Origin of the sequence: Kluyvera sp. NPDC087067, assembly GCF_044745165.1 — a bacterium.
Lineage (GTDB): Bacteria > Pseudomonadota > Gammaproteobacteria > Enterobacterales > Enterobacteriaceae > Kluyvera.
Window position 1 is genome coordinate 586,100 of the sequence record NZ_JBIUZS010000001.1, and the last position, 17,363, is coordinate 603,462.

Annotated in this window: 15 protein-coding genes and 3 pseudogenes; 12 read left to right on the forward strand and 6 right to left on the reverse strand. The window is 51.4% G+C overall.

Annotation, left to right across the window (positions count from 1 at the left end; all coding sequences use genetic code 11):
• On the forward strand, positions 1–975 hold the full coding sequence (locus ACIPDS_RS02810) for a helix-turn-helix domain-containing protein (protein ID WP_400732387.1): 975 nt from the start codon (positions 1–3) through the stop codon (positions 973–975).
• Here ACIPDS_RS02810 and cobO read toward each other — a convergent pair.
• Together cobO and ACIPDS_RS02820 are read right to left on the reverse strand one after the other, a co-directional pair.
• Positions 947–1,537: a cob(I)yrinic acid a,c-diamide adenosyltransferase gene (gene cobO, locus ACIPDS_RS02815; protein ID WP_400732389.1), complete on the reverse strand. Its 591-nt coding sequence runs from the start codon at positions 1,535–1,537 to the stop codon at positions 947–949. The genes ACIPDS_RS02810 and cobO overlap by 29 nt on opposite strands.
• Complete coding sequence (locus ACIPDS_RS02820; RefSeq protein WP_400732391.1) at positions 1,534–2,295, reverse strand: YciK family oxidoreductase; 762 nt, start codon at positions 2,293–2,295, stop codon at positions 1,534–1,536. Before ACIPDS_RS02820 ends, cobO begins: the two co-directional genes overlap by 4 nt.
• 253 nt (positions 2,296–2,548) lie before the next feature.
• Between ACIPDS_RS02820 and sohB the strand changes: the two genes are divergently transcribed.
• Positions 2,549–3,595 carry a protease SohB gene (gene sohB / locus ACIPDS_RS02825; protein WP_400732393.1) on the forward strand — a complete coding sequence of 349 codons (1,047 nt, stop codon included), beginning with the start codon at positions 2,549–2,551 and terminating at the stop codon, positions 3,593–3,595.
• An 81-nt stretch (positions 3,596–3,676) separates the two neighbouring features.
• Here the strand turns inward: sohB and ACIPDS_RS02830 are convergent, their stop codons facing one another.
• Positions 3,677–3,928 carry a YciN family protein gene (locus tag ACIPDS_RS02830; RefSeq protein WP_400732395.1) on the reverse strand — a complete coding sequence of 84 codons (252 nt, stop codon included), beginning with the start codon at positions 3,926–3,928 and terminating at the stop codon, positions 3,677–3,679.
• A gap of 394 nt (positions 3,929–4,322) precedes the next feature.
• Between ACIPDS_RS02830 and topA the strand changes: the two genes are divergently transcribed.
• The 5 genes from topA (at position 4,323) to acnA (ending at position 11,581) form a co-directional block, all read left to right on the forward strand.
• Positions 4,323–6,920 (forward strand): type I DNA topoisomerase, encoded by a 2,598-nt coding sequence (topA, locus tag ACIPDS_RS02835; RefSeq protein WP_166514056.1) that lies wholly within the window; start codon positions 4,323–4,325, stop codon positions 6,918–6,920.
• Positions 6,921–7,100: 180 nt separating this feature from the next.
• Positions 7,101–8,075: an HTH-type transcriptional regulator CysB gene (cysB, locus tag ACIPDS_RS02840; RefSeq protein WP_062774627.1), complete on the forward strand. Its 975-nt coding sequence runs from the start codon at positions 7,101–7,103 to the stop codon at positions 8,073–8,075.
• Between the two features lie 336 nt (positions 8,076–8,411).
• Positions 8,412–8,528: a YmiA family putative membrane protein gene (locus ACIPDS_RS02845; protein ID WP_400732398.1), complete on the forward strand. Its 117-nt coding sequence runs from the start codon at positions 8,412–8,414 to the stop codon at positions 8,526–8,528.
• Positions 8,529–8,530: 2 nt separating this feature from the next.
• Positions 8,531–8,698 carry a hypothetical protein gene (locus ACIPDS_RS02850; protein WP_400732400.1) on the forward strand — a complete coding sequence of 56 codons (168 nt, stop codon included), beginning with the start codon at positions 8,531–8,533 and terminating at the stop codon, positions 8,696–8,698.
• A gap of 207 nt (positions 8,699–8,905) precedes the next feature.
• Positions 8,906–11,581, forward strand: a complete 2,676-nt coding sequence (gene acnA, locus ACIPDS_RS02855; protein ID WP_400732402.1) for an aconitate hydratase AcnA — start codon at positions 8,906–8,908, stop codon at positions 11,579–11,581.
• 21 nt (positions 11,582–11,602) lie between these two features.
• Here the strand turns inward: acnA and ACIPDS_RS02860 are convergent, their stop codons facing one another.
• On the reverse strand, positions 11,603–11,743 hold the full coding sequence (locus tag ACIPDS_RS02860) for a hypothetical protein (RefSeq protein WP_400732405.1): 141 nt from the start codon (positions 11,741–11,743) through the stop codon (positions 11,603–11,605).
• A gap of 36 nt (positions 11,744–11,779) precedes the next feature.
• On the opposite strand from ACIPDS_RS02860, the pseudogene ACIPDS_RS02865 reads away from it, so the two are divergent.
• Positions 11,780–12,193, forward strand: a pseudogene (locus ACIPDS_RS02865) (helix-turn-helix domain-containing protein); the annotation flags it as partial.
• 95 nt (positions 12,194–12,288) lie between these two features.
• Here ACIPDS_RS02865 and ACIPDS_RS02870 read toward each other — a convergent pair.
• Complete coding sequence (locus ACIPDS_RS02870) at positions 12,289–12,972, reverse strand: hypothetical protein (protein ID WP_400732408.1); 684 nt, start codon at positions 12,970–12,972, stop codon at positions 12,289–12,291.
• Positions 12,973–13,179: 207 nt separating this feature from the next.
• Between ACIPDS_RS02870 and ACIPDS_RS02875 the strand changes: the two are divergent.
• Positions 13,180–13,287, forward strand: a pseudogene (locus ACIPDS_RS02875) (type II toxin-antitoxin system RelB/DinJ family antitoxin); the annotation flags it as partial.
• Positions 13,287–13,572: pseudogene (locus ACIPDS_RS02880) on the forward strand (type II toxin-antitoxin system RelE/ParE family toxin). The pseudogenes ACIPDS_RS02875 and ACIPDS_RS02880, both read left to right, overlap by 1 nt.
• A 178-nt stretch (positions 13,573–13,750) precedes the next feature.
• Here ACIPDS_RS02880 and ACIPDS_RS02885 read toward each other — a convergent pair.
• Entirely contained in the window at positions 13,751–14,506 is a 756-nt protein-coding gene (locus tag ACIPDS_RS02885) for an oligogalacturonate-specific porin KdgM family protein (RefSeq protein ID WP_400732410.1), read from the reverse strand.
• A gap of 394 nt (positions 14,507–14,900) precedes the next feature.
• Between ACIPDS_RS02885 and ACIPDS_RS02890 the strand changes: the two genes are divergently transcribed.
• The gene (locus ACIPDS_RS02890; RefSeq protein ID WP_400732413.1) at positions 14,901–16,073 is read left to right on the forward strand and encodes an oligogalacturonate lyase family protein; all 1,173 of its coding nucleotides are present in this window, start codon (positions 14,901–14,903) and stop codon (positions 16,071–16,073) included.
• Entirely contained in the window at positions 16,070–17,362 is a 1,293-nt protein-coding gene (locus ACIPDS_RS02895; protein WP_400732416.1) for an ABC transporter substrate-binding protein, read from the forward strand. The genes ACIPDS_RS02890 and ACIPDS_RS02895 overlap by 4 nt, the downstream gene beginning before the upstream one ends.
• Position 17,363: the final 1 nt, after the last annotated feature.

Sequence of the window (17,363 nt, forward strand, 5' to 3'; positions counted from 1 at the left end):
GTGTTTCCTTTTTCAGTGACTCACCCCCGCCCGGCGACGCCAGCCGGGCGCCAGACGCACAATAGCGGCTACGAGCTGATTGCTTTTGATGCGGAGAAACTGAACGTGTTTGCCGCTGAGGTTCGCTATTGCGAGCCTCACTGGCATCCGGCGCCGGAACTGATTACGGTATTGGCGGGCCGTTTTTCGCTCACGGTGGGGCAACAGCGCGTGGAGCTCTCTGCGGGTGAAATGCTGTATATCAATGCTGAAGAGGTGCATTCGCTCAACGCGCAAGCGTCGGGCAGCCAATTGCTGACGGTGCAGTTTTCGCCGGGATTGTTTGATGAACTGCATCCTGCGCCTTCATTAACCTGGCGCACGCACTCAGCGTCGCAAAACGCGCACGATCGCGACGTTTTTCAGCGCCTTTCCGCATTGCTTGAGCAGATTATTGATAACCGTGCACCGTTTCAGCGTATTGCGGCCATCTACCTTTTATTGGATGCGTTAGTGACTGCTGGACAACCGACGCGGCGTGCGGAAAATTCGCTGCGCGAAGAAGAGATGATCAAAAAAGGCATCGATTATATCAACCAGAATTTCGACCAGCCGTTGACCCTTAGCGACGTCGCAAGCCATACCGGAATGAGCTATTCGTGGTTTTCCCGACTGTTTAAAAAGGTGAGTCGACACAATTTCAAAGAGTATCTGACGCTGGTGCGGCTGAATAAAGCGCGTACTTTGCTACAAGATACCCGCACACCCATAACCGACATCAGCCACAGCTGCGGTTTTCAGGAACATAAATACCTGATAGCCGCGTTTAACAAATATTGTGGACTGACGCCGACCGAATATCGAAAGCGCTTTGTCTCACGCCAGAACATGATTGAAAACGAACTGGCGCTAGGTGAGGACTGCTTGTGCCTGCCGCTGAACGCGGCGTTGCTTGCACGGCTAACGCTTAGTAATCGATCCCAATCTGCGCCTTGATCCCGGCTTCAAACGCATGTTTGACCGGGCGTAGCTCGCTGACCGTATCGGCGTATTCAAGAATATCCCGGTGGCAGCCGCGACCGGTAATAATCACCGTCTGGTGCGCCGGGCGTTTTTTCAGCGCGGATAACACCTCTTCGAGTGGTAAATAATCGTAGGCCACCATATAGGTCAGTTCATCCAGTAACACCATATCGAGGGTTTCGTCTGCCAGCATGCGTTTGGCGTGCTCCCACACCGCCAGACACGCCTCGGTGTCGCTTTCACGGTTTTGCGTGTCCCAGGTAAAACCGGTCGCCATGACCTGAAATTCTACGCCCAGCGGCTCCAGCAGATTTCGTTCACCGTTGGGCCAGGTGCCTTTAATAAACTGAATAACGCCGACGTTATGACCATGCCCCACCGCGCGGGTGGCGGTGCCGAACGCGGCGGTGGTTTTGCCTTTCCCGTTGCCGGTAAACACAATCACAATGCCTCGGGTGTCCTGGGCTGCGGCAACGCGGGCGGCAACGCGCTCTTTCACACGCTGTTGGCGCTCACGATAACGTTCATCACTCATTGGGCAATTCCTGGTTTTCGCCCGGGCTGGGCATCAAAAGTCATACCGGTTTTACGGCGGCTATCATCGCCCATAAGCCACAAATAGAGCGGCATAATATCGGCGGGAGTTTTGAGTTTTTGCGGGTCTTCGGTGGGGAAGGCGCTGGCACGCATGCCGGTTCGCGTTCCGCCTGGATTAATGCAATTTACGCGCAAATGTTGGCCCTTAAACTCTTCCGCCAGCACCTGCATCATGCCTTCAGTGGCAAATTTCGAGACGGCATAGGCGCCCCAGTTGGCACGGCCTTCACGACCAACGCTCGAAGAGGTAAAGATTAAGGATCCGGATTCGGATTTCAGCAGCAGCGGTATAAGCGCTTGGGTCAACATAAAGGTGCCGTTGACATTAACCTGCATCACCTGCTGCCACACCTCGGGATCCTGCTCCATCATCGGTACGATATCGCCTAATAGCCCGGCATTATGCAAAACGCCGTCCAGACGCGGGTAGTGGAGGCTAATTTGCTGGGCAATCTGCTGGCAGGACTGTGGCGTACAGGTGAGCAGATCCAGGGTGTACCAGCGTGCGGGGATGCCGCCTGCCTGGTCTATTTCTTGTGCGACGGCGCGAAGTTTGTCGTCATTGCGACCCAGTAAAATGACGCTGGCGCCGTGGCGGGAATAGGTCAATGCGGCTTCGCGACCGATACCATCGCTGGCGCCGGTCACGAGGATGATACGGTTTTGCAACAAGTCAAGTTGGGGTTGATAGTGCACGGTGACTCCTGTTGGCGTAAGAAACGCCAGATTTTATGTACTTTTCAGGGCGTTTGGGCTTTATGCCTGAATATCCGCGCTATTTCAATCAGCGAGCAGGAGAGATAACGGATAATTAACAATTTGCAATGATTTCATCAGCAAAAAAGTAAACTGGAAGGCGCCTCGCGGGCTGATACTGCAATCAAGACGTACTGGGTTTGGTGTTGTACACTGAGCGACAGATTTTGTGATTTTTGTACAAGGTGGATGTGTGGAATTACTTTTTCAATATGGTCTGTTTCTGGCGAAAATCGTCACTGTTGTCGTCGCCATTGCTGTTATTGCGATACTTATCGTCAATCTGACGCAGCGCAAACGGCAGCGCGGTGAGTTGCGCATCACCAATCTTAGCGAGCAGCACAAAGAAATGCAGGAAGATTTAGCCGTAGCCCTTCTTGATGGGCCGCAGCAAAAGCTTTGGCATAAAGCGCAGAAGAAGAAATTAAAGCAGGAAGCCAAAGCGGCGAAAGAAAAAGCGAAGCAGGGCGGAACGGCTGCGGCTGCGAAACCACGCGTGTGGGTTATCGATTTTAAAGGCAGTATGGATGCCCACGAGGTTGCCTCGTTGCGTGAAGAGATCACCGCCGTGCTGACGATGGCCACAGCGCAGGATCAGGTGGTGGTGCGTCTGGAGAGCCCTGGCGGGGTGGTACATGGTTACGGACTGGCTGCCTCTCAGCTCCAGCGTATCCGTGATAAACAGATCCCTCTGACGGTGGCGGTGGACAAAGTTGCCGCCAGCGGCGGCTATATGATGGCCTGTGTGGCAAACAAAATTGTTGCCGCGCCGTTTGCTATTCTCGGATCTATCGGCGTTGTTGCGCAGATCCCAAACCTTAACCGTTTCCTTAAAAATAAAGACATCGATGTCGAACTGCATACCGCCGGGCAGTACAAACGTACCCTGACGTTGTTGGGTGAGAACACCGAAGAAGGGCGCCAAAAGTTCCGCGAAGAGCTCAATGAAACGCATCTGCTGTTTAAGGACTTTGTCAAAGAGATGCGCCCGACGCTGGACGTTGACGACGTTGCCACCGGTGAACACTGGTACGGCTTAAAGGCGCAGGAAAAAGGTCTAGTGGATGAAGTGGGCACCAGCGATGAACTGCTGCTGGGGCTGATGGAAGGACGCGATGTCATTAGCGTGCGCTATATGCAGCGTAAGAAAATGATGGACCGTTTTACCGGTAGCGCTGCGGAAAGTGCAGACCGTCTGATGATGCGCTGGTGGCAGCGTGGGCAAAAACCGCTGCTGTAATAAACGCGCCCATCAATAACAATGCCCGGCAACGCGAGTTGACCGGGCATTTTTTCACGCCGTCAGGCAAACGCCTCGCGTTCAGTCAACCAGGTGATATTTTTCAGACAGCTGGTGGGCAAGATACTTGAACATATTAAATACTGCCGTACTTTTCGGCGTTGGCAGGCCCTGTTCATCAAGGTAATACTCACCGCTGAAAACCAGCACGCCATTGCGCTGTTCTACGCCAGTGGCTTCAATACCCGCTAAAGTATCCTCATGCTCACGAATGAGTTTGTTTGCTTCAACAAGCAGTGTCTGACGATCGATAGGTTGGCTATTATTTGACATATTCAACTCCTCAAATTTTCGCCGCTAGTTTACGCCGGCCGTTGATTTCGGGCAAATTTTCCCGACGTTTTCCGGGGGAAATGATTTTACCTCAGAGTTGGCATGATTGGTGTTTGCATGCTAATAAAGTTGCGTAACGAATTTTATCAGGTACAGTGTGACGCTTTCGGCGATCTGGCAACAGATTTGCTTGACATTCGACCAAATATTCTTCGTGCTTCAACATCTGACGAAAAAAAGTCTGTAAACTCAGCCACCTGGCTGCTTGTATCAAATGCCGGGCAGTAAAGGGTTGATATCCTTTGGTGTTGCCGCAACATACAAGGCTTGTCGCCAGTGAAATGTGGAACATGTGCGATGTATTCCTGGAAGAATCAAATTAGGTAAGGTGATTATGGGTAAAGCTCTCGTTATCGTTGAGTCCCCGGCAAAAGCCAAAACGATCAATAAGTATCTGGGTAATGACTACGTGGTTAAGTCCAGCGTCGGTCATATCCGCGATTTGCCGACAAGTGGCTCAGCTGCCAAAAAGAGCGCTGACTCTACCTCCACCAAAACGGCCAAAAAGCCTAAAAAGGATGAACGAGGCGCGCTAGTTAACCGCATGGGTATCGACCCATGGCATGACTGGGCGGCACATTACGAAGTGCTGCCGGGTAAAGAAAAGGTTGTTTCGGAACTTAAACAGTTGGCGGAAAAAGCCGACCACATCTATCTCGCAACCGACCTTGACCGCGAAGGGGAGGCCATTGCATGGCACCTGCGGGAAGTGATCGGTGGTGATGAGTCGCGCTATAGCCGCGTCGTGTTCAACGAAATAACCAAAAATGCGATTCAACAGGCTTTTGAAAAGCCGGGTGAACTGAATATTGACCGTGTTAACGCTCAGCAGGCGCGTCGCTTTATGGACCGCGTGGTGGGGTACATGGTTTCTCCACTATTGTGGAAAAAAATCGCTCGCGGTTTGTCCGCAGGTCGCGTTCAGTCGGTGGCTGTTCGTCTGGTCGTAGAGCGTGAGCGTGAAATTAAAGCGTTTGTTCCAGAAGAGTTCTGGGAAGTTAACGCCAATACCACGACGCCGGGCGGCGACGCTCTGGCGTTGCAGGTTACGCACAAAGCTGACAAGCCGTTCCGTCCGGTCAATCGTGACGAAACCATGGCCGCCGTCAGTGTGCTGGAAAAAGCCGGTTACAGCGTTCTTGAACGCGAAGACAAGCCAACCAGCAGCAAACCTGGCGCGCCATTTATTACCTCCACCTTGCAGCAGGCGGCCAGTACCCGTCTTGGCTTCGGGGTAAAGAAAACCATGATGATGGCGCAACGTTTGTATGAAGCGGGCTACATCACCTACATGCGTACCGACTCCACTAACCTGAGTCAGGACGCGGTTAACATGGTTCGCGATTATATTGGCGACAACTTCGGTAAGAAATACCTGCCGGAAAATGCCAATCAGTACGCCAGCAAAGAAAACTCTCAGGAAGCGCACGAAGCTATTCGTCCTTCCGATGTGAATGTGGTGGCTGAGTCGTTAAAAGATATGGAAGCGGATGCGCAGAAACTGTATCAGCTGATCTGGCGTCAATTTGTCGCCTGTCAGATGACGCCAGCGCAATACGATTCCACCACCCTGACCGTGAAAGCCGGTGAGTTCAAACTGAAAGCGCGCGGTCGTACCCTGCGTTTTGACGGTTGGACGAAGGTGATGCCAGCGCTGCGTAAAGGCGATGAAGACAGGGTTCTGCCGGTGGTTAAACAGGGTGATAGCTTGACTCTCGTTGAACTGATGCCAGCACAGCACTTCACCAAACCGCCTGCGCGCTTTAGCGAAGCCTCTTTGGTTAAAGAGCTGGAAAAACGGGGCATTGGTCGTCCTTCTACCTATGCGTCGATCATCTCGACGATTCAGGACAGGGGCTATGTGCGTTCTGAGAACCGCCGCTTCTATGCTGAAAAAATGGGCGAGATCGTCACGGATCGTCTGGAAGAGAACTTCCGCGAGCTGATGAACTACGATTTCACCGCGCAGATGGAAGATCATCTCGACCGCGTGGCGAATCATGAAGCCGAATGGAAGAAGGTGCTGGATCTGTTCTTTGGTGATTTCACCAAGCAGCTGGAAACCGCTGAGAAGTCGCCTGAAGAGGGCGGCATGCAGCCAAACCAGATGGTACTTACCAGCATCGATTGTCCGACCTGTGGTCGCAAAATGGGCATCCGTACCGCCAGCACCGGCGTGTTCCTCGGCTGTTCTGGCTATGCGCTGACGCCGAAAGAGCGCTGCAAAACCACTATTAACCTGGTGCCGGAAAACGAAGTGCTGAACGTGCTGGAAGGCGATGACGCTGAAACCAACGCGCTGCGCGCTAAACGTCGCTGCCAGAAATGCGGCACGGCGATGGACAGCTATCTCATCGATCCAAAACGTAAACTGCACGTCTGTGGTAATAACCCGACCTGTGACGGTTATGAGATCGAAGAAGGCGAGTTCCGTATCAAGGGTTATGACGGCCCAATCGTTGAATGCGAAAAATGTGGTTCCGAAATGCACCTGAAAATGGGACGTTTTGGTAAGTACATGGCGTGTACCAACGACGAGTGCAAAAACACCCGTAAAATCTTACGCAGTGGCGAAGTTGCGCCACCGAAGGAAGATCCGGTGCCGCTGCCAGAGCTGCCTTGCGAGAAGTCTGACGCCTATTTCGTGCTGCGTGACGGTGCGGCAGGGGTCTTCCTTGCTGCCAACACCTTCCCGAAATCCCGTGAAACCCGTGCGCCGCTGGTCGAAGAGCTGTTCCGCTTCCGCGACCGCTTGCCGGAAAAACTGCGTTACCTGGCCGATGCGCCACAGCAGGATCCGGCGGGGAATAAAACGATGGTGCGCTTTAGCCGCAAAACCAAACAGCAGTATGTTTCCTCTGAAAAAGACGGAAAAGCAACGGGCTGGTCAGCGTTCTTCGTTGACGGTAAATGGGTTGAAGCAAAAAAATAACCTATCGTTGATAACGTTCACAAAGGGCCGCTAAGCGGCCCTTTTTTATAACCTCGTTATTATTTTTTGTTTCCACCTATACACACTTGCTATAAATGATATAGTGGTTATAGAAGAGGCATTTCTTATGATTAAATCGTCTTTATAACCGTTTCTCGAGTGCAGACTGGATACAACCGCATGAAATTACAGCAACTTCGCTACATCGTTGAGGTGGTCAATCACAACCTTAATGTCTCCTCTACCGCTGAAGGGTTGTATACCTCGCAGCCGGGCATCAGTAAGCAGGTCAGGATGCTGGAGGATGAGCTGGGTATCCAGATTTTCGCCCGTAGCGGTAAGCATCTGACGCAGGTCACGCCCGCAGGTCAGGAAATTATCCGCATTGCTCGTGAAGTGTTGTCGAAAGTTGATGCGATTAAATCTGTCGCCGGTGAGCACACCTGGCCAGATAAAGGCTCTTTGTACGTTGCCACCACCCACACCCAGGCGCGTTACGCCCTCCCTGGGGTGATTAAGGGCTTTATTGAACGTTACCCTCGGGTTTCCCTGCATATGCATCAGGGCTCGCCAACGCAGATTGCTGAAGCGGTCTCGAAAGGCAATGCCGACTTCGCCATTGCGACCGAAGCGCTGCACCTGTATGACGATTTGGTGATGCTGCCGTGCTACCACTGGAACCGTTCTATCGTGGTGACGCCTGAGCACCCGCTGGCGTCTAAAACCTCCGTCACCATTGAAGAACTGGCGCAGTATCCGCTGGTCACCTATACCTTTGGCTTCACCGGGCGTTCCGAGCTGGACACCGCCTTCAACCGAGCGGGGCTCACGCCGCGCATTGTGTTCACCGCCACCGATGCCGACGTCATTAAAACCTACGTTCGACTGGGGCTGGGCGTTGGGGTTATCGCCAGCATGGCGGTCGATCCGGTCTCCGATCCCGATCTGGTCAAACTGGATGCAGAGGGCATTTTCAGCCATAGCACCACCAAAATTGGCTTCCGCCGCAGCACGTTCCTGCGTAGCTATATGTATGATTTTATTCAGCGCTTTGCCCCACACCTGACCCGTGATGTGGTCGATACGGCGGTGGCGTTGCGTTCGAATGAAGACATTGAAGCCATGTTTAACGATATTAAACTGCCAGAAAAATAATTCCGATGAATTATCCGCCTCTCAAAAGGAGGCGGCTTGCCTTATATCTTCCGCAAATAATCTCTCCGTAAATCCCCTGCGTTGTGCGAATTTCTTGATTAATTATTGTTCCCGTTAGTAACAATGACCCAAAAGTAGAAATAAATTTAACGTAAGGCAAACTTCTCATTTCAAATATTCACGGGTTGTCAAAAGAATAAATAAATCTCTGTCGGCAATTCGTAAAATCGCTGGATTTCTGCTTAAAATTTACTTAGGATTTATCTCATTAACGATTAGTTGTAACAATTGATTGGTGTGAAAATGATAAGTAATATCGATTTCGAGAGGGCAGTAATGACGTCAGAAAATAAAGGGACTCGCGCAAAACGTGTAGCTTGGTTGAGCGTATTCCTGGGTTCGGCGTTGTTTTGGGTCGTGGTTGCCTACCTGGTATGGACTTTTTGGGGCTGAGTATGTTGACCTTTGAACGAGTCAAGCCGACGAAGCCTCAGCAACCTGTCGAGAAACACAAGCCGGTGGTGAAAAATAAAAAAGCGACCGTTCCCGACGAGTGGGATTTAACCCCGGAACAAAAGGCGTTTATTGACCTGTTCAATCAGGATGAGAATAAGAAACAATAATCTCATGGTTATTATTTGCCTTCCATTTCCCGCCCCTAAAATGCCATAAATCCTTCCCCTGCTAATCATTCCAGACGCTGACGAATGTTATTAACGTATTGACATAGTTTATCAATCTGAGCCCTTTCCCGGCGGTATCCGCAGGTTGTGTTATCTTTTATACATACCCCAAGGAGAGTTGCAGTACCCGCCATTAAAGGAGGAGCTATGTCGTTAACCCTACGAGAGACCTGCAAGGATACGCTCCAGGTCGATAATAAAACTTACCATTACTACAGCCTTGCGCTGGCGACTCAGACATTGGGAGATCTCTCCCGCCTACCAAAATCACTGAAAGTTCTGCTCGAAAACCTCTTACGCTGGCAAGATGGCGACTCGGTGACCGCCGAGGATATAGAGGCGCTCGCGGGGTGGCTGAAAAATGCCCATGCCGACCGGGAAATAGCCTATCGCCCGGCGCGCGTATTGATGCAGGATTTTACCGGCGTTCCAGCGGTGGTGGATCTTGCTGCCATGCGCGAGGCCGTTAAACGGCTTGACGGTGATACGCATAAAGTTAATCCGCTTTCACCGGTCGATCTGGTAATCGATCACTCGGTCACCGTGGATCGTTTCGGTGATGACGAAGCCTTTGATGATAACGTTCGCCTTGAGATGGCGCGAAATCACGAACGCTATACCTTCCTGCGCTGGGGCCAACAGGCCTTCAGTCAGTTCCGCGTCGTGCCGCCGGGCACCGGCATTTGCCACCAGGTTAACCTTGAGTATCTGGGGAAAGCGGTGTGGAGCGAACAGCAGGGCAATGAATGGGTCGCCTATCCCGATACCCTGGTGGGCACCGATTCGCACACCACGATGATCAACGGTCTTGGCGTACTGGGATGGGGCGTTGGCGGGATTGAAGCTGAAGCGGCGATGCTTGGGCAGCCGGTCTCAATGCTTATTCCTGATGTGGTGGGCTTTAAGTTAACCGGGAAACTGAGCGAAGGGATTACCGCAACCGACCTTGTTCTCACCGTCACGCAGATGCTGCGTAAGCTGGGCGTGGTCGGGAAATTCGTTGAATTCTACGGTGATGGTCTGGACTATCTGCCGTTGGCTGACCGTGCGACAATCGCCAACATGGCGCCAGAATATGGCGCAACCTGTGGCTTCTTCCCGCTCGATGAGGTGACGCTCTCCTATATGCGCCTGAGTGGGCGTAGCGCTGAGCAGGTGGCGCTGGTGGAGGCCTATGCGAAAGCGCAGGGAATGTGGCGCAACGCCGGTGATGAACCGGTCTTCAGTCAGACATTATCGCTGGACATGGCCGATGTGGAAGCCAGTCTCGCCGGACCGAAGCGGCCGCAGGATCGGGTGGCTTTAGGCGATGTGCCCCGGGCGTTCAATGCGTCCACGGAGCTTGAGCTTAACGTAGTCAAGCAGGCTAAACCGGCAATCGACTTTACCCTCGACGGTCAGCAACATGCACTGCCCGAAGGCGCGGTGGTGATTGCCGCCATTACCTCTTGCACCAACACCTCTAACCCAAGCGTACTGATGGCCGCAGGCCTGCTGGCTAAAAAAGCCGTCGAACGGGGGCTGATGCCGAAACCATGGGTCAAAGCGTCGCTGGCGCCCGGCTCAAAAGTGGTGTCGGACTATCTTGCCCATGCCGGATTAACCCCGTACTTAGATAAACTGGGTTTTAACCTTGTCGGCTACGGGTGTACCACCTGTATCGGTAACTCCGGCCCGTTACCGGAGCCAATTGAGAGCGCCATCAAGCAAGGCGACCTGACCGTTGGCGCAGTGCTTTCAGGCAACCGTAACTTTGAAGGGCGTATCCATCCGCTGGTGAAAACCAACTGGCTGGCCTCGCCGCCGTTGGTGGTGGCTTACGCGCTGGCGGGCAATATGAACGTTAACCTGACCCGGGATCCGTTAGGGCTTGATGGTAACGGTCAGCCGGTTTATTTACACGATATCTGGCCGGGAAGCGCAGAAATCGCTCAGGCCGTGCAGCAAGTCTCGACCGATATGTTCCACAAAGAGTACGCCGCCGTATTTGAGGGCACCCCGGAGTGGAAGGCTATCAATGTTCCGGCGACGGACACCTATGACTGGCAGGATAATTCTACCTATATCCGTTTGTCCCCATTCTTTGACGAGATGGGTGTAACCCCGGAACCGTTGCAGGATATTCACAGCGCGCGCGTGCTGGCGATGCTGGGGGACTCGGTCACCACTGACCACATTTCACCGGCAGGGAGCATCAAGCCAGACAGCCCGGCGGGACGCTATCTTCAGGAGAATGGCGTCGCTGCCCGTGACTTTAACTCCTACGGCTCGCGCCGGGGTAATCACCTGGTAATGATGCGTGGCACTTTTGCCAATATTCGTATCCGCAATGAAATGGTTCCCGGCGTAGAGGGCGGAATGACGCGTTTACTGCCGGGCACGGAGATAATGTCCATCTACGATGCCGCGATGCGCTACCAGGCGCAGGGAACGCCGCTGGCGGTCATTGCCGGTAAAGAGTATGGCTCGGGTTCCAGCCGCGACTGGGCAGCGAAGGGGCCGCGCCTATTGGGCGTTCGGGTGGTCATTGCCGAATCCTTTGAGCGTATTCACCGTTCAAACCTTATCGGGATGGGGATTTTGCCGCTGGAGTTCCCAGACGGTGAGAGTCGTAAAACGTTACGTCTGACCGGTGAAGAACGCATTGATATAGCCGGGCTACAGCAGATAAAACCCGGAGCGACTATCCCTGTGGTACTGACGCGTCCTGATGGTCAACAGCTCACTCTGGCCTGTCGCTGCCGGATTGATACGGCCACGGAGCTGACCTATTACCAGAACGACGGTATTTTGCACTATGTGATCCGTAATATGCTGAAATAAAAGGTTAACCGGGGACACGGCTTAGGCGTAAAGCGTCAGGCCGCTGTTACCCGGTATTAACCCAGGCAAACGAACCGTCAGGCGAATAACTCGAAGGCTTGGGATAAGCGAGGATTGACGGCGGATTGTTAACACCAGGCTGAAATGTCCCCTTTGAACCATTCTAAATCCCTCAGACAATTCTCTGGGGGATTTTTCATGATCAAAGAGACTGTTACGATGAGTCTTAAGGAACTCGACCGACTTCAGATTATTCAGGAGTCAATTAATCGACATATTACTCAGGAACAAGCTGCGGCACGCATTGGCATTTCTATTCGCCAGGTTAAACGTCTGGTGCAACGGTATAGAAATGGAGGGTCTACTGGTCTGGTTTCCCGCCGACGTGGAAAGCGTCCTAATAATTTCTCTGCTTTGATGGCGCGGCGTTTCGCTCCTGCTGAAACAACCCGGACTTACATGGAAACCCTCCGGGGTTACCTTAATGATCATGGCGTACCGCTCTCTCTCTACTCTGATAGACACAGTATATTCAGGGTAAATAACCCAGAGCGGGAAGGTGAGTTGACCCAGTTCACTCGTGCGATAAAGACACTGGGCATTGAGCCTGTGCTAATGTCCGCTATGTGCGAGGAGCTGACCTAAGCTCGCCCGTTTAAGCTGAGGAATACATCGATTTCATCCGGCATGTAGCTACATTGCCAATATTACATCTCTAATGGATAAAATTTTTCCCAGTTATAACTTATCCTCGCTAATGTCAATTCTCCAACGACATCCCCGTAATCAATTTCCCGACGTTCCAAAAAAAACTCCCGCACGGTTGCGGGTATAAAAGCAGCGCTGTATCGCAGGATCGTGCTATGCCAGAATGGCGCCGGTAATGGACTGCTGCTGTGCCGCATCAGCAACTCATCTTTCCACTTAGACTCCAGAATTCTCTCGCAGAATGACTGACGCATAGTTATCGCTGGCTCATCTGGGATACCCGCCAGTAACAACTGGCTGGGCAAAGCGATTAAACGAAGGTTTCTGATCACAATCTTTTTCGAATAATATCCAGCCCAGATATTTTTCAATTGCTCAACTTTAGGGGGCAATCGCTCGTTTGCCTTATAGAGTGGTAGAGTCAGTGGTAAGAAGGTGAAATGGAAACCGTGTTCTGGCAGGATGTCAGCGAGCGGATCATCCCTTATGAGCTCATTTAATTCATCAATTAGCTGCGAGATCGAAAATGGCATATGCGGCTTTATGCCTGTTGCCAGAGCTAGTTTTACCGGGTCGTAGTAGTTTTCCTCTCTGATTTCCCCGATTTCAGCATTATCTTTCCACATCCCAATGGTGTTTAAATTTGTTGAACGGTAAATGTCTGGCAAGCAAAAGGATTTCATGACCGACCTTAAGGGGTAGTGAACACAGGCTATAAATTGCAGTTTTATCAGATATTTTAGGCCATTCTATTAATATTTCACCGCCAGTTAGGGCTGGAGAAAGGATTTTATACCTGCTTATTCCCGCTCAAAGGGCTAGCTGTTGATCTACACAAATATGCAGGACGCCCTCAACTTCCGCTTATGGCACAAAGCGGACTGTGATCACCGTTCAAACAGACACTCCTGAGTGATGAAGATGCTGAGCTCATGGAGATAGTGAAAGAACGGCTTCGTCATCCAAAGCCAGTACGTGTGACGCTTGATGAGCTCTGATGGCTTATTTTCTGGATTTTGACGAGCGGGCACTAAAGGAATGGCGAAAACTGGGCTCGACGGTACGTGAACAGTTGAAAAAGAAGCTGGCTGAAGTACTTGAGTCACCCGGATTGAAGCGAACAACTCCATGTTATGCATGACTGTTACAAGATTAAGCTCCGGTCTTCAGGATATCGTCTTGTATATCAGGTCATAGACGAGAAGGTTGTCGTCTTCGTGATTTCTGTTGGGAAAAGAGAACGCTTGGAAGTATATAGCGAGGCGGTCAAACGCATTCTCTGAAACAAAGCATGACATCTCTGTTTTGCAGCGAAGGTGACGCTTCTGCTTTGCGTTGACAGGATTCACTGCGGATAAAAAAGGGGCCGATTGCTAGCCCCAAAACAAACGACAGCAATGAGAAAAAACGCCCCCATAGCCAGATGGGATAGGCTCTAAACCACAGCTATGGGGTATTGGATTATTTGAAAGTGTAAACAACCCCCATACGAAGACGGAACTGACGTTCGGTTGACGTAGACGAGCGACCAATGTCGCCAAAGGTGACGTACGGTTTCCACTCTTTTTTATCCCCGAGCGTGTAGTCAAACTGCCATTCTTGCTCGTAGTCGTAATGCTGGTTACCCCACAAAATTTCATCACCGTGTTTATAGATGAATTTGTAGGTCGTCGAGAAACGATCAAGGGTATAACGCAAATAAAGATCGCCACGGTTCACGGTACGGTGCTTATTTTTGCTACAGGATTTATCGCCATTGTACCCGCAGTCTGGATCGTTGGCATAATCGGTCATTTCAAAGCGATACATTCCACCGACGGCCCAGTTCTCATTAATGGTATACCACGGTACAAAACCAAATTTCCATTCGGTACGTTCAGAGTTAAATTCAGGTTGAATCAACGGCGCGATTTTAAAATTGCCGAACGTAAATGATTTCGACAAGGTTAATTCAACAGCATTAATCACCGGGTCGCTGTACATTCTATCCTTGGTGTCATCACCGCCGGTTTTGTATTTTGTCTCGATGGCAAAATTATAATTATCAGGCAGGGCGGCCGACATATTTAATTTATCATAATGGGTTCGGTCACGTACCCGGTACTCGTGCCGGTAGTCAAGGCTGAGCGAGCGGATTGGTGAGGTATATTCTTCAGCCAGCACCATATGGCTGGTCAACAAGACGCAACTTGCTAAAAGGTATTTACCGGACATCATATTTATACTTCCCTCTTATTATTAGAAAGATGGCATCGCGCATTCTGCTCAGCCCGCCATTGTTTTTATCAGACTTGCTGATAATGACCTGCGCTGAATAATCGCAGGTAGTTAATCACTGGCGTCAACGATGAAACCTTTAATAAATCACCAATTATTTAATGATTTTGTCGGGAATATGAAGAAAGAACTTTGTCGTATTAAGAATGTGAGCATCGTCGTAATAATTAATGATATTTAAGCAACCTTAATTATTGCGTCATCCTGAAGATGGGCTTTGTCTTTATTTCAAAGGTTATCGTGGAAGCGCAGAGGCATCCTGAGGTCGTTCCCGTACGCTTTATCCAACGGGAGCATCTGAACCAACCCGAACACTGCTGAAATTGAGGAAACTATGGCAAAGGGTGATGTCACTCCGCTGACCTTTACATCTCAAATTGATCCTGTGACCCACGTCCGCGTGGAGCGCTTGACCCCGCAGGAGCGTATTTTTCATCGTAACTATTTCTATCAGAAATGCTTTCTAAAAGGAGGGATGCAGTTACTGATCGGCGGTGTTGATCAGGGAAACTGGAACTATTGGCTGCTCGATCTCGAACACCATACGCTGCGTCAACTCACGGAAGGTGAGGGGGATAACAGTTTTGATGGCTTCATAACCGAGGACGATCGGGCGCTTATTCTTATGCGTCATAACCGCCAGATTGTGCGGGTAGAACTGGACACGCTGCAAGAACAGGTACTGTACGAATTGCCCGCACAATGGGTCAGCACCAGCGCATGGGCGCCGGATAGCACGGGTAGCAAAATGATCGGCATGTCGCTGTCTGCGCAGACCTGGCTACCGTTGAATGACTGGGATGATTTTCAGCGCCAATATCATATGAATCCGACTACGCGCTGCGAAATTGTCGATCTGGCTTCCGGTCGCTCAGAAGTCTTGTTTGAAGAACCGCGCTGGCTGGGACATCCGGGTTTTCGCCCAAATGATACTGATACCATCATGTTCTGCCATGAAGGACCACACGATCTTATTCGTAATCGTATTTGGTTGTTTGACCGCCAGACGGGGAAAAGCGCGCCGATTAGCCAGGCGGAGAATGAAACCTTCACCCATGAATTCTGGGTGCCGGATGGTTCGCGCATTATGTTTGTCTCCTTACACAAAGAAACCCATCAACGCCATATTTGCCAGACCATTGCCGGGAGTCGCCGCAGCGAGAAGGTGATGGAAATGCCAGCCTGTTCGCATCTGATGAGCAACTATGATGGAACGCTGCTGGTGGGCGATGGCTGCGGAACGCCCGTTGATTTAACCGACAATGGTGGCTACACGGCGCTCACCGACCCGTGGCTGTATTTGTTTGAGCCAGCGGTGAAGCATACCCGTAAGATAACCCGCCACGACACCTCCTGGCGGGTTATTGATGGCCAATGCCAGGCATCCCATCCACACCCTTCATTTAGCCCGGATCTACGCCAGGTGCTCTACACCTCTGACCGCGACGGATTACCCGCCGTTTATCTGGCGGATATTTCCGCTCTCCTGACAGGAGGATTGTCATGAAAAAAATCGCTTTTTCTGTACTGCTCGCGTGCAGCGCATTGCTATCAACCGGCCCGGTGATGGCGGATGACGCTGATACAGTGACCTTACGTGTGTCCTGGTGGGGGGCGAACTCGCGTCACCAGAATACGTTAAAAACCCTTCGCGCTTTTGAACAGGCACACCCCAATATCAAGATCAAAGCGGAATACACCGGCTGGGATGGCTTCGTGTCGCGACTGTCGACGCAAATTGCCGGAAAGAATGAACCGGATGTGATGCAACTTGATTGGAGTTGGATCCAGGTATTTTCGCGTTCAGGGGACGGATTTTACGATCTTAACCAGTTACGCCAGGAGGTTGGGCTCGACAACTATACCGGCAAACTCGGTACCGTGACGGTCAACGGTAAAGTTCAGGGGCTGCCCGTCTCGCTGGTAGCGCCGATTATGTATTACAACACTGAAACCTGGAAAAAGGCGGGCCTTGCTTACCCTAAAACCTGGGATGAGCTGTATGCCGCGGGAGGGGTATTTAAAGAGAAGTTGGGTGACAACTATTATCCAGCGATAGTCACCACCTCAATGGAGCTTATTAACTCGTGGATGGTGCAGAAATACAATCAGCCGATGCTTGATGAGAAAGGGGCGTTTACCTATAGCGAGGCGCAGTGGCTGGAGTTTGTCCAGGTGTACCAGAAACTGGTGGCAGAACATGTGTTACCGAGCCAGAAGTACATTCAATCGTTTGGTAAAGCACAACCTTTTGAAATGAAACCGTGGATCAAGGGTGAATTTGGTGGGTCGAACTTGATGAGCTCAGCGGTGGCGAAGTATGAAGATACCCTGACGCCGCCTGCGAAGCTGGAAGTCGGGCCATATCCGTTATTGCCGGGGGCCAAAGATGCCGGGCTGTTTATCAAACCGTCGATGATCTTCGCCATCAGCCGTAACACAAAGCATCCGAAAGAGGCGGCAATGCTGCTCGATTTCATGGTCAACCAACCGGAAGGCGTGCAGCTGATGGGGCTGGAGCGCGGGTTCCCGGTGAGTAAAGCCGCTGCTGATTACGTGATAAAAAATAATCTCGCCCAGCCGGACGACCCGGTGGTCACCGGTCTCAAGCTGGTAGAAAGTATGCCGTCTGACCACGTCTACATCTCGCCGTATTTTAAAAATCCTGAGATAGAACAGTACTGGCTGGATCTTACCCAGCGAATCGATTACGGCAAAATCAGCGCCGAAGATGCGGCAAAAGAGTTCGAACGTACCGCGAAACGTGCATTACGCAAACATGCACCGATGAAATGAG

Excerpts from the sequence above, each read along its gene's own strand:
- ACIPDS_RS02850 (WP_400732400.1), top strand. The coding sequence starts at position 8,531 with ATGTTGACCTTTGAACGAGTCAAGCCGACGAAGCCTCAGCAACCTGTC.
- ACIPDS_RS02845 (WP_400732398.1), top strand. The coding sequence starts at position 8,412 with ATGACGTCAGAAAATAAAGGGACTCGCGCAAAACGTGTAGCTTGGTTG.
- ACIPDS_RS02895 (WP_400732416.1), top strand. The coding sequence starts at position 16,070 with ATGAAAAAAATCGCTTTTTCTGTACTGCTCGCGTGCAGCGCATTGCTA.
- cobO (WP_400732389.1), bottom strand. The coding sequence starts at position 1,537 with ATGAGTGATGAACGTTATCGTGAGCGCCAACAGCGTGTGAAAGAGCGC.
- ACIPDS_RS02885 (WP_400732410.1), bottom strand. The coding sequence starts at position 14,506 with ATGATGTCCGGTAAATACCTTTTAGCAAGTTGCGTCTTGTTGACCAGC.
- ACIPDS_RS02890 (WP_400732413.1), top strand. The coding sequence starts at position 14,901 with ATGGCAAAGGGTGATGTCACTCCGCTGACCTTTACATCTCAAATTGAT.
- ACIPDS_RS02830 (WP_400732395.1), bottom strand. The coding sequence starts at position 3,928 with ATGTCAAATAATAGCCAACCTATCGATCGTCAGACACTGCTTGTTGAA.
- cysB (WP_062774627.1), top strand. The coding sequence starts at position 7,101 with ATGAAATTACAGCAACTTCGCTACATCGTTGAGGTGGTCAATCACAAC.
- ACIPDS_RS02870 (WP_400732408.1), bottom strand. The coding sequence starts at position 12,972 with ATGAAATCCTTTTGCTTGCCAGACATTTACCGTTCAACAAATTTAAAC.
- topA (WP_166514056.1), top strand. The coding sequence starts at position 4,323 with ATGGGTAAAGCTCTCGTTATCGTTGAGTCCCCGGCAAAAGCCAAAACG.
- acnA (WP_400732402.1), top strand. The coding sequence starts at position 8,906 with ATGTCGTTAACCCTACGAGAGACCTGCAAGGATACGCTCCAGGTCGAT.
- ACIPDS_RS02860 (WP_400732405.1), bottom strand. The coding sequence starts at position 11,743 with ATGGTTCAAAGGGGACATTTCAGCCTGGTGTTAACAATCCGCCGTCAA.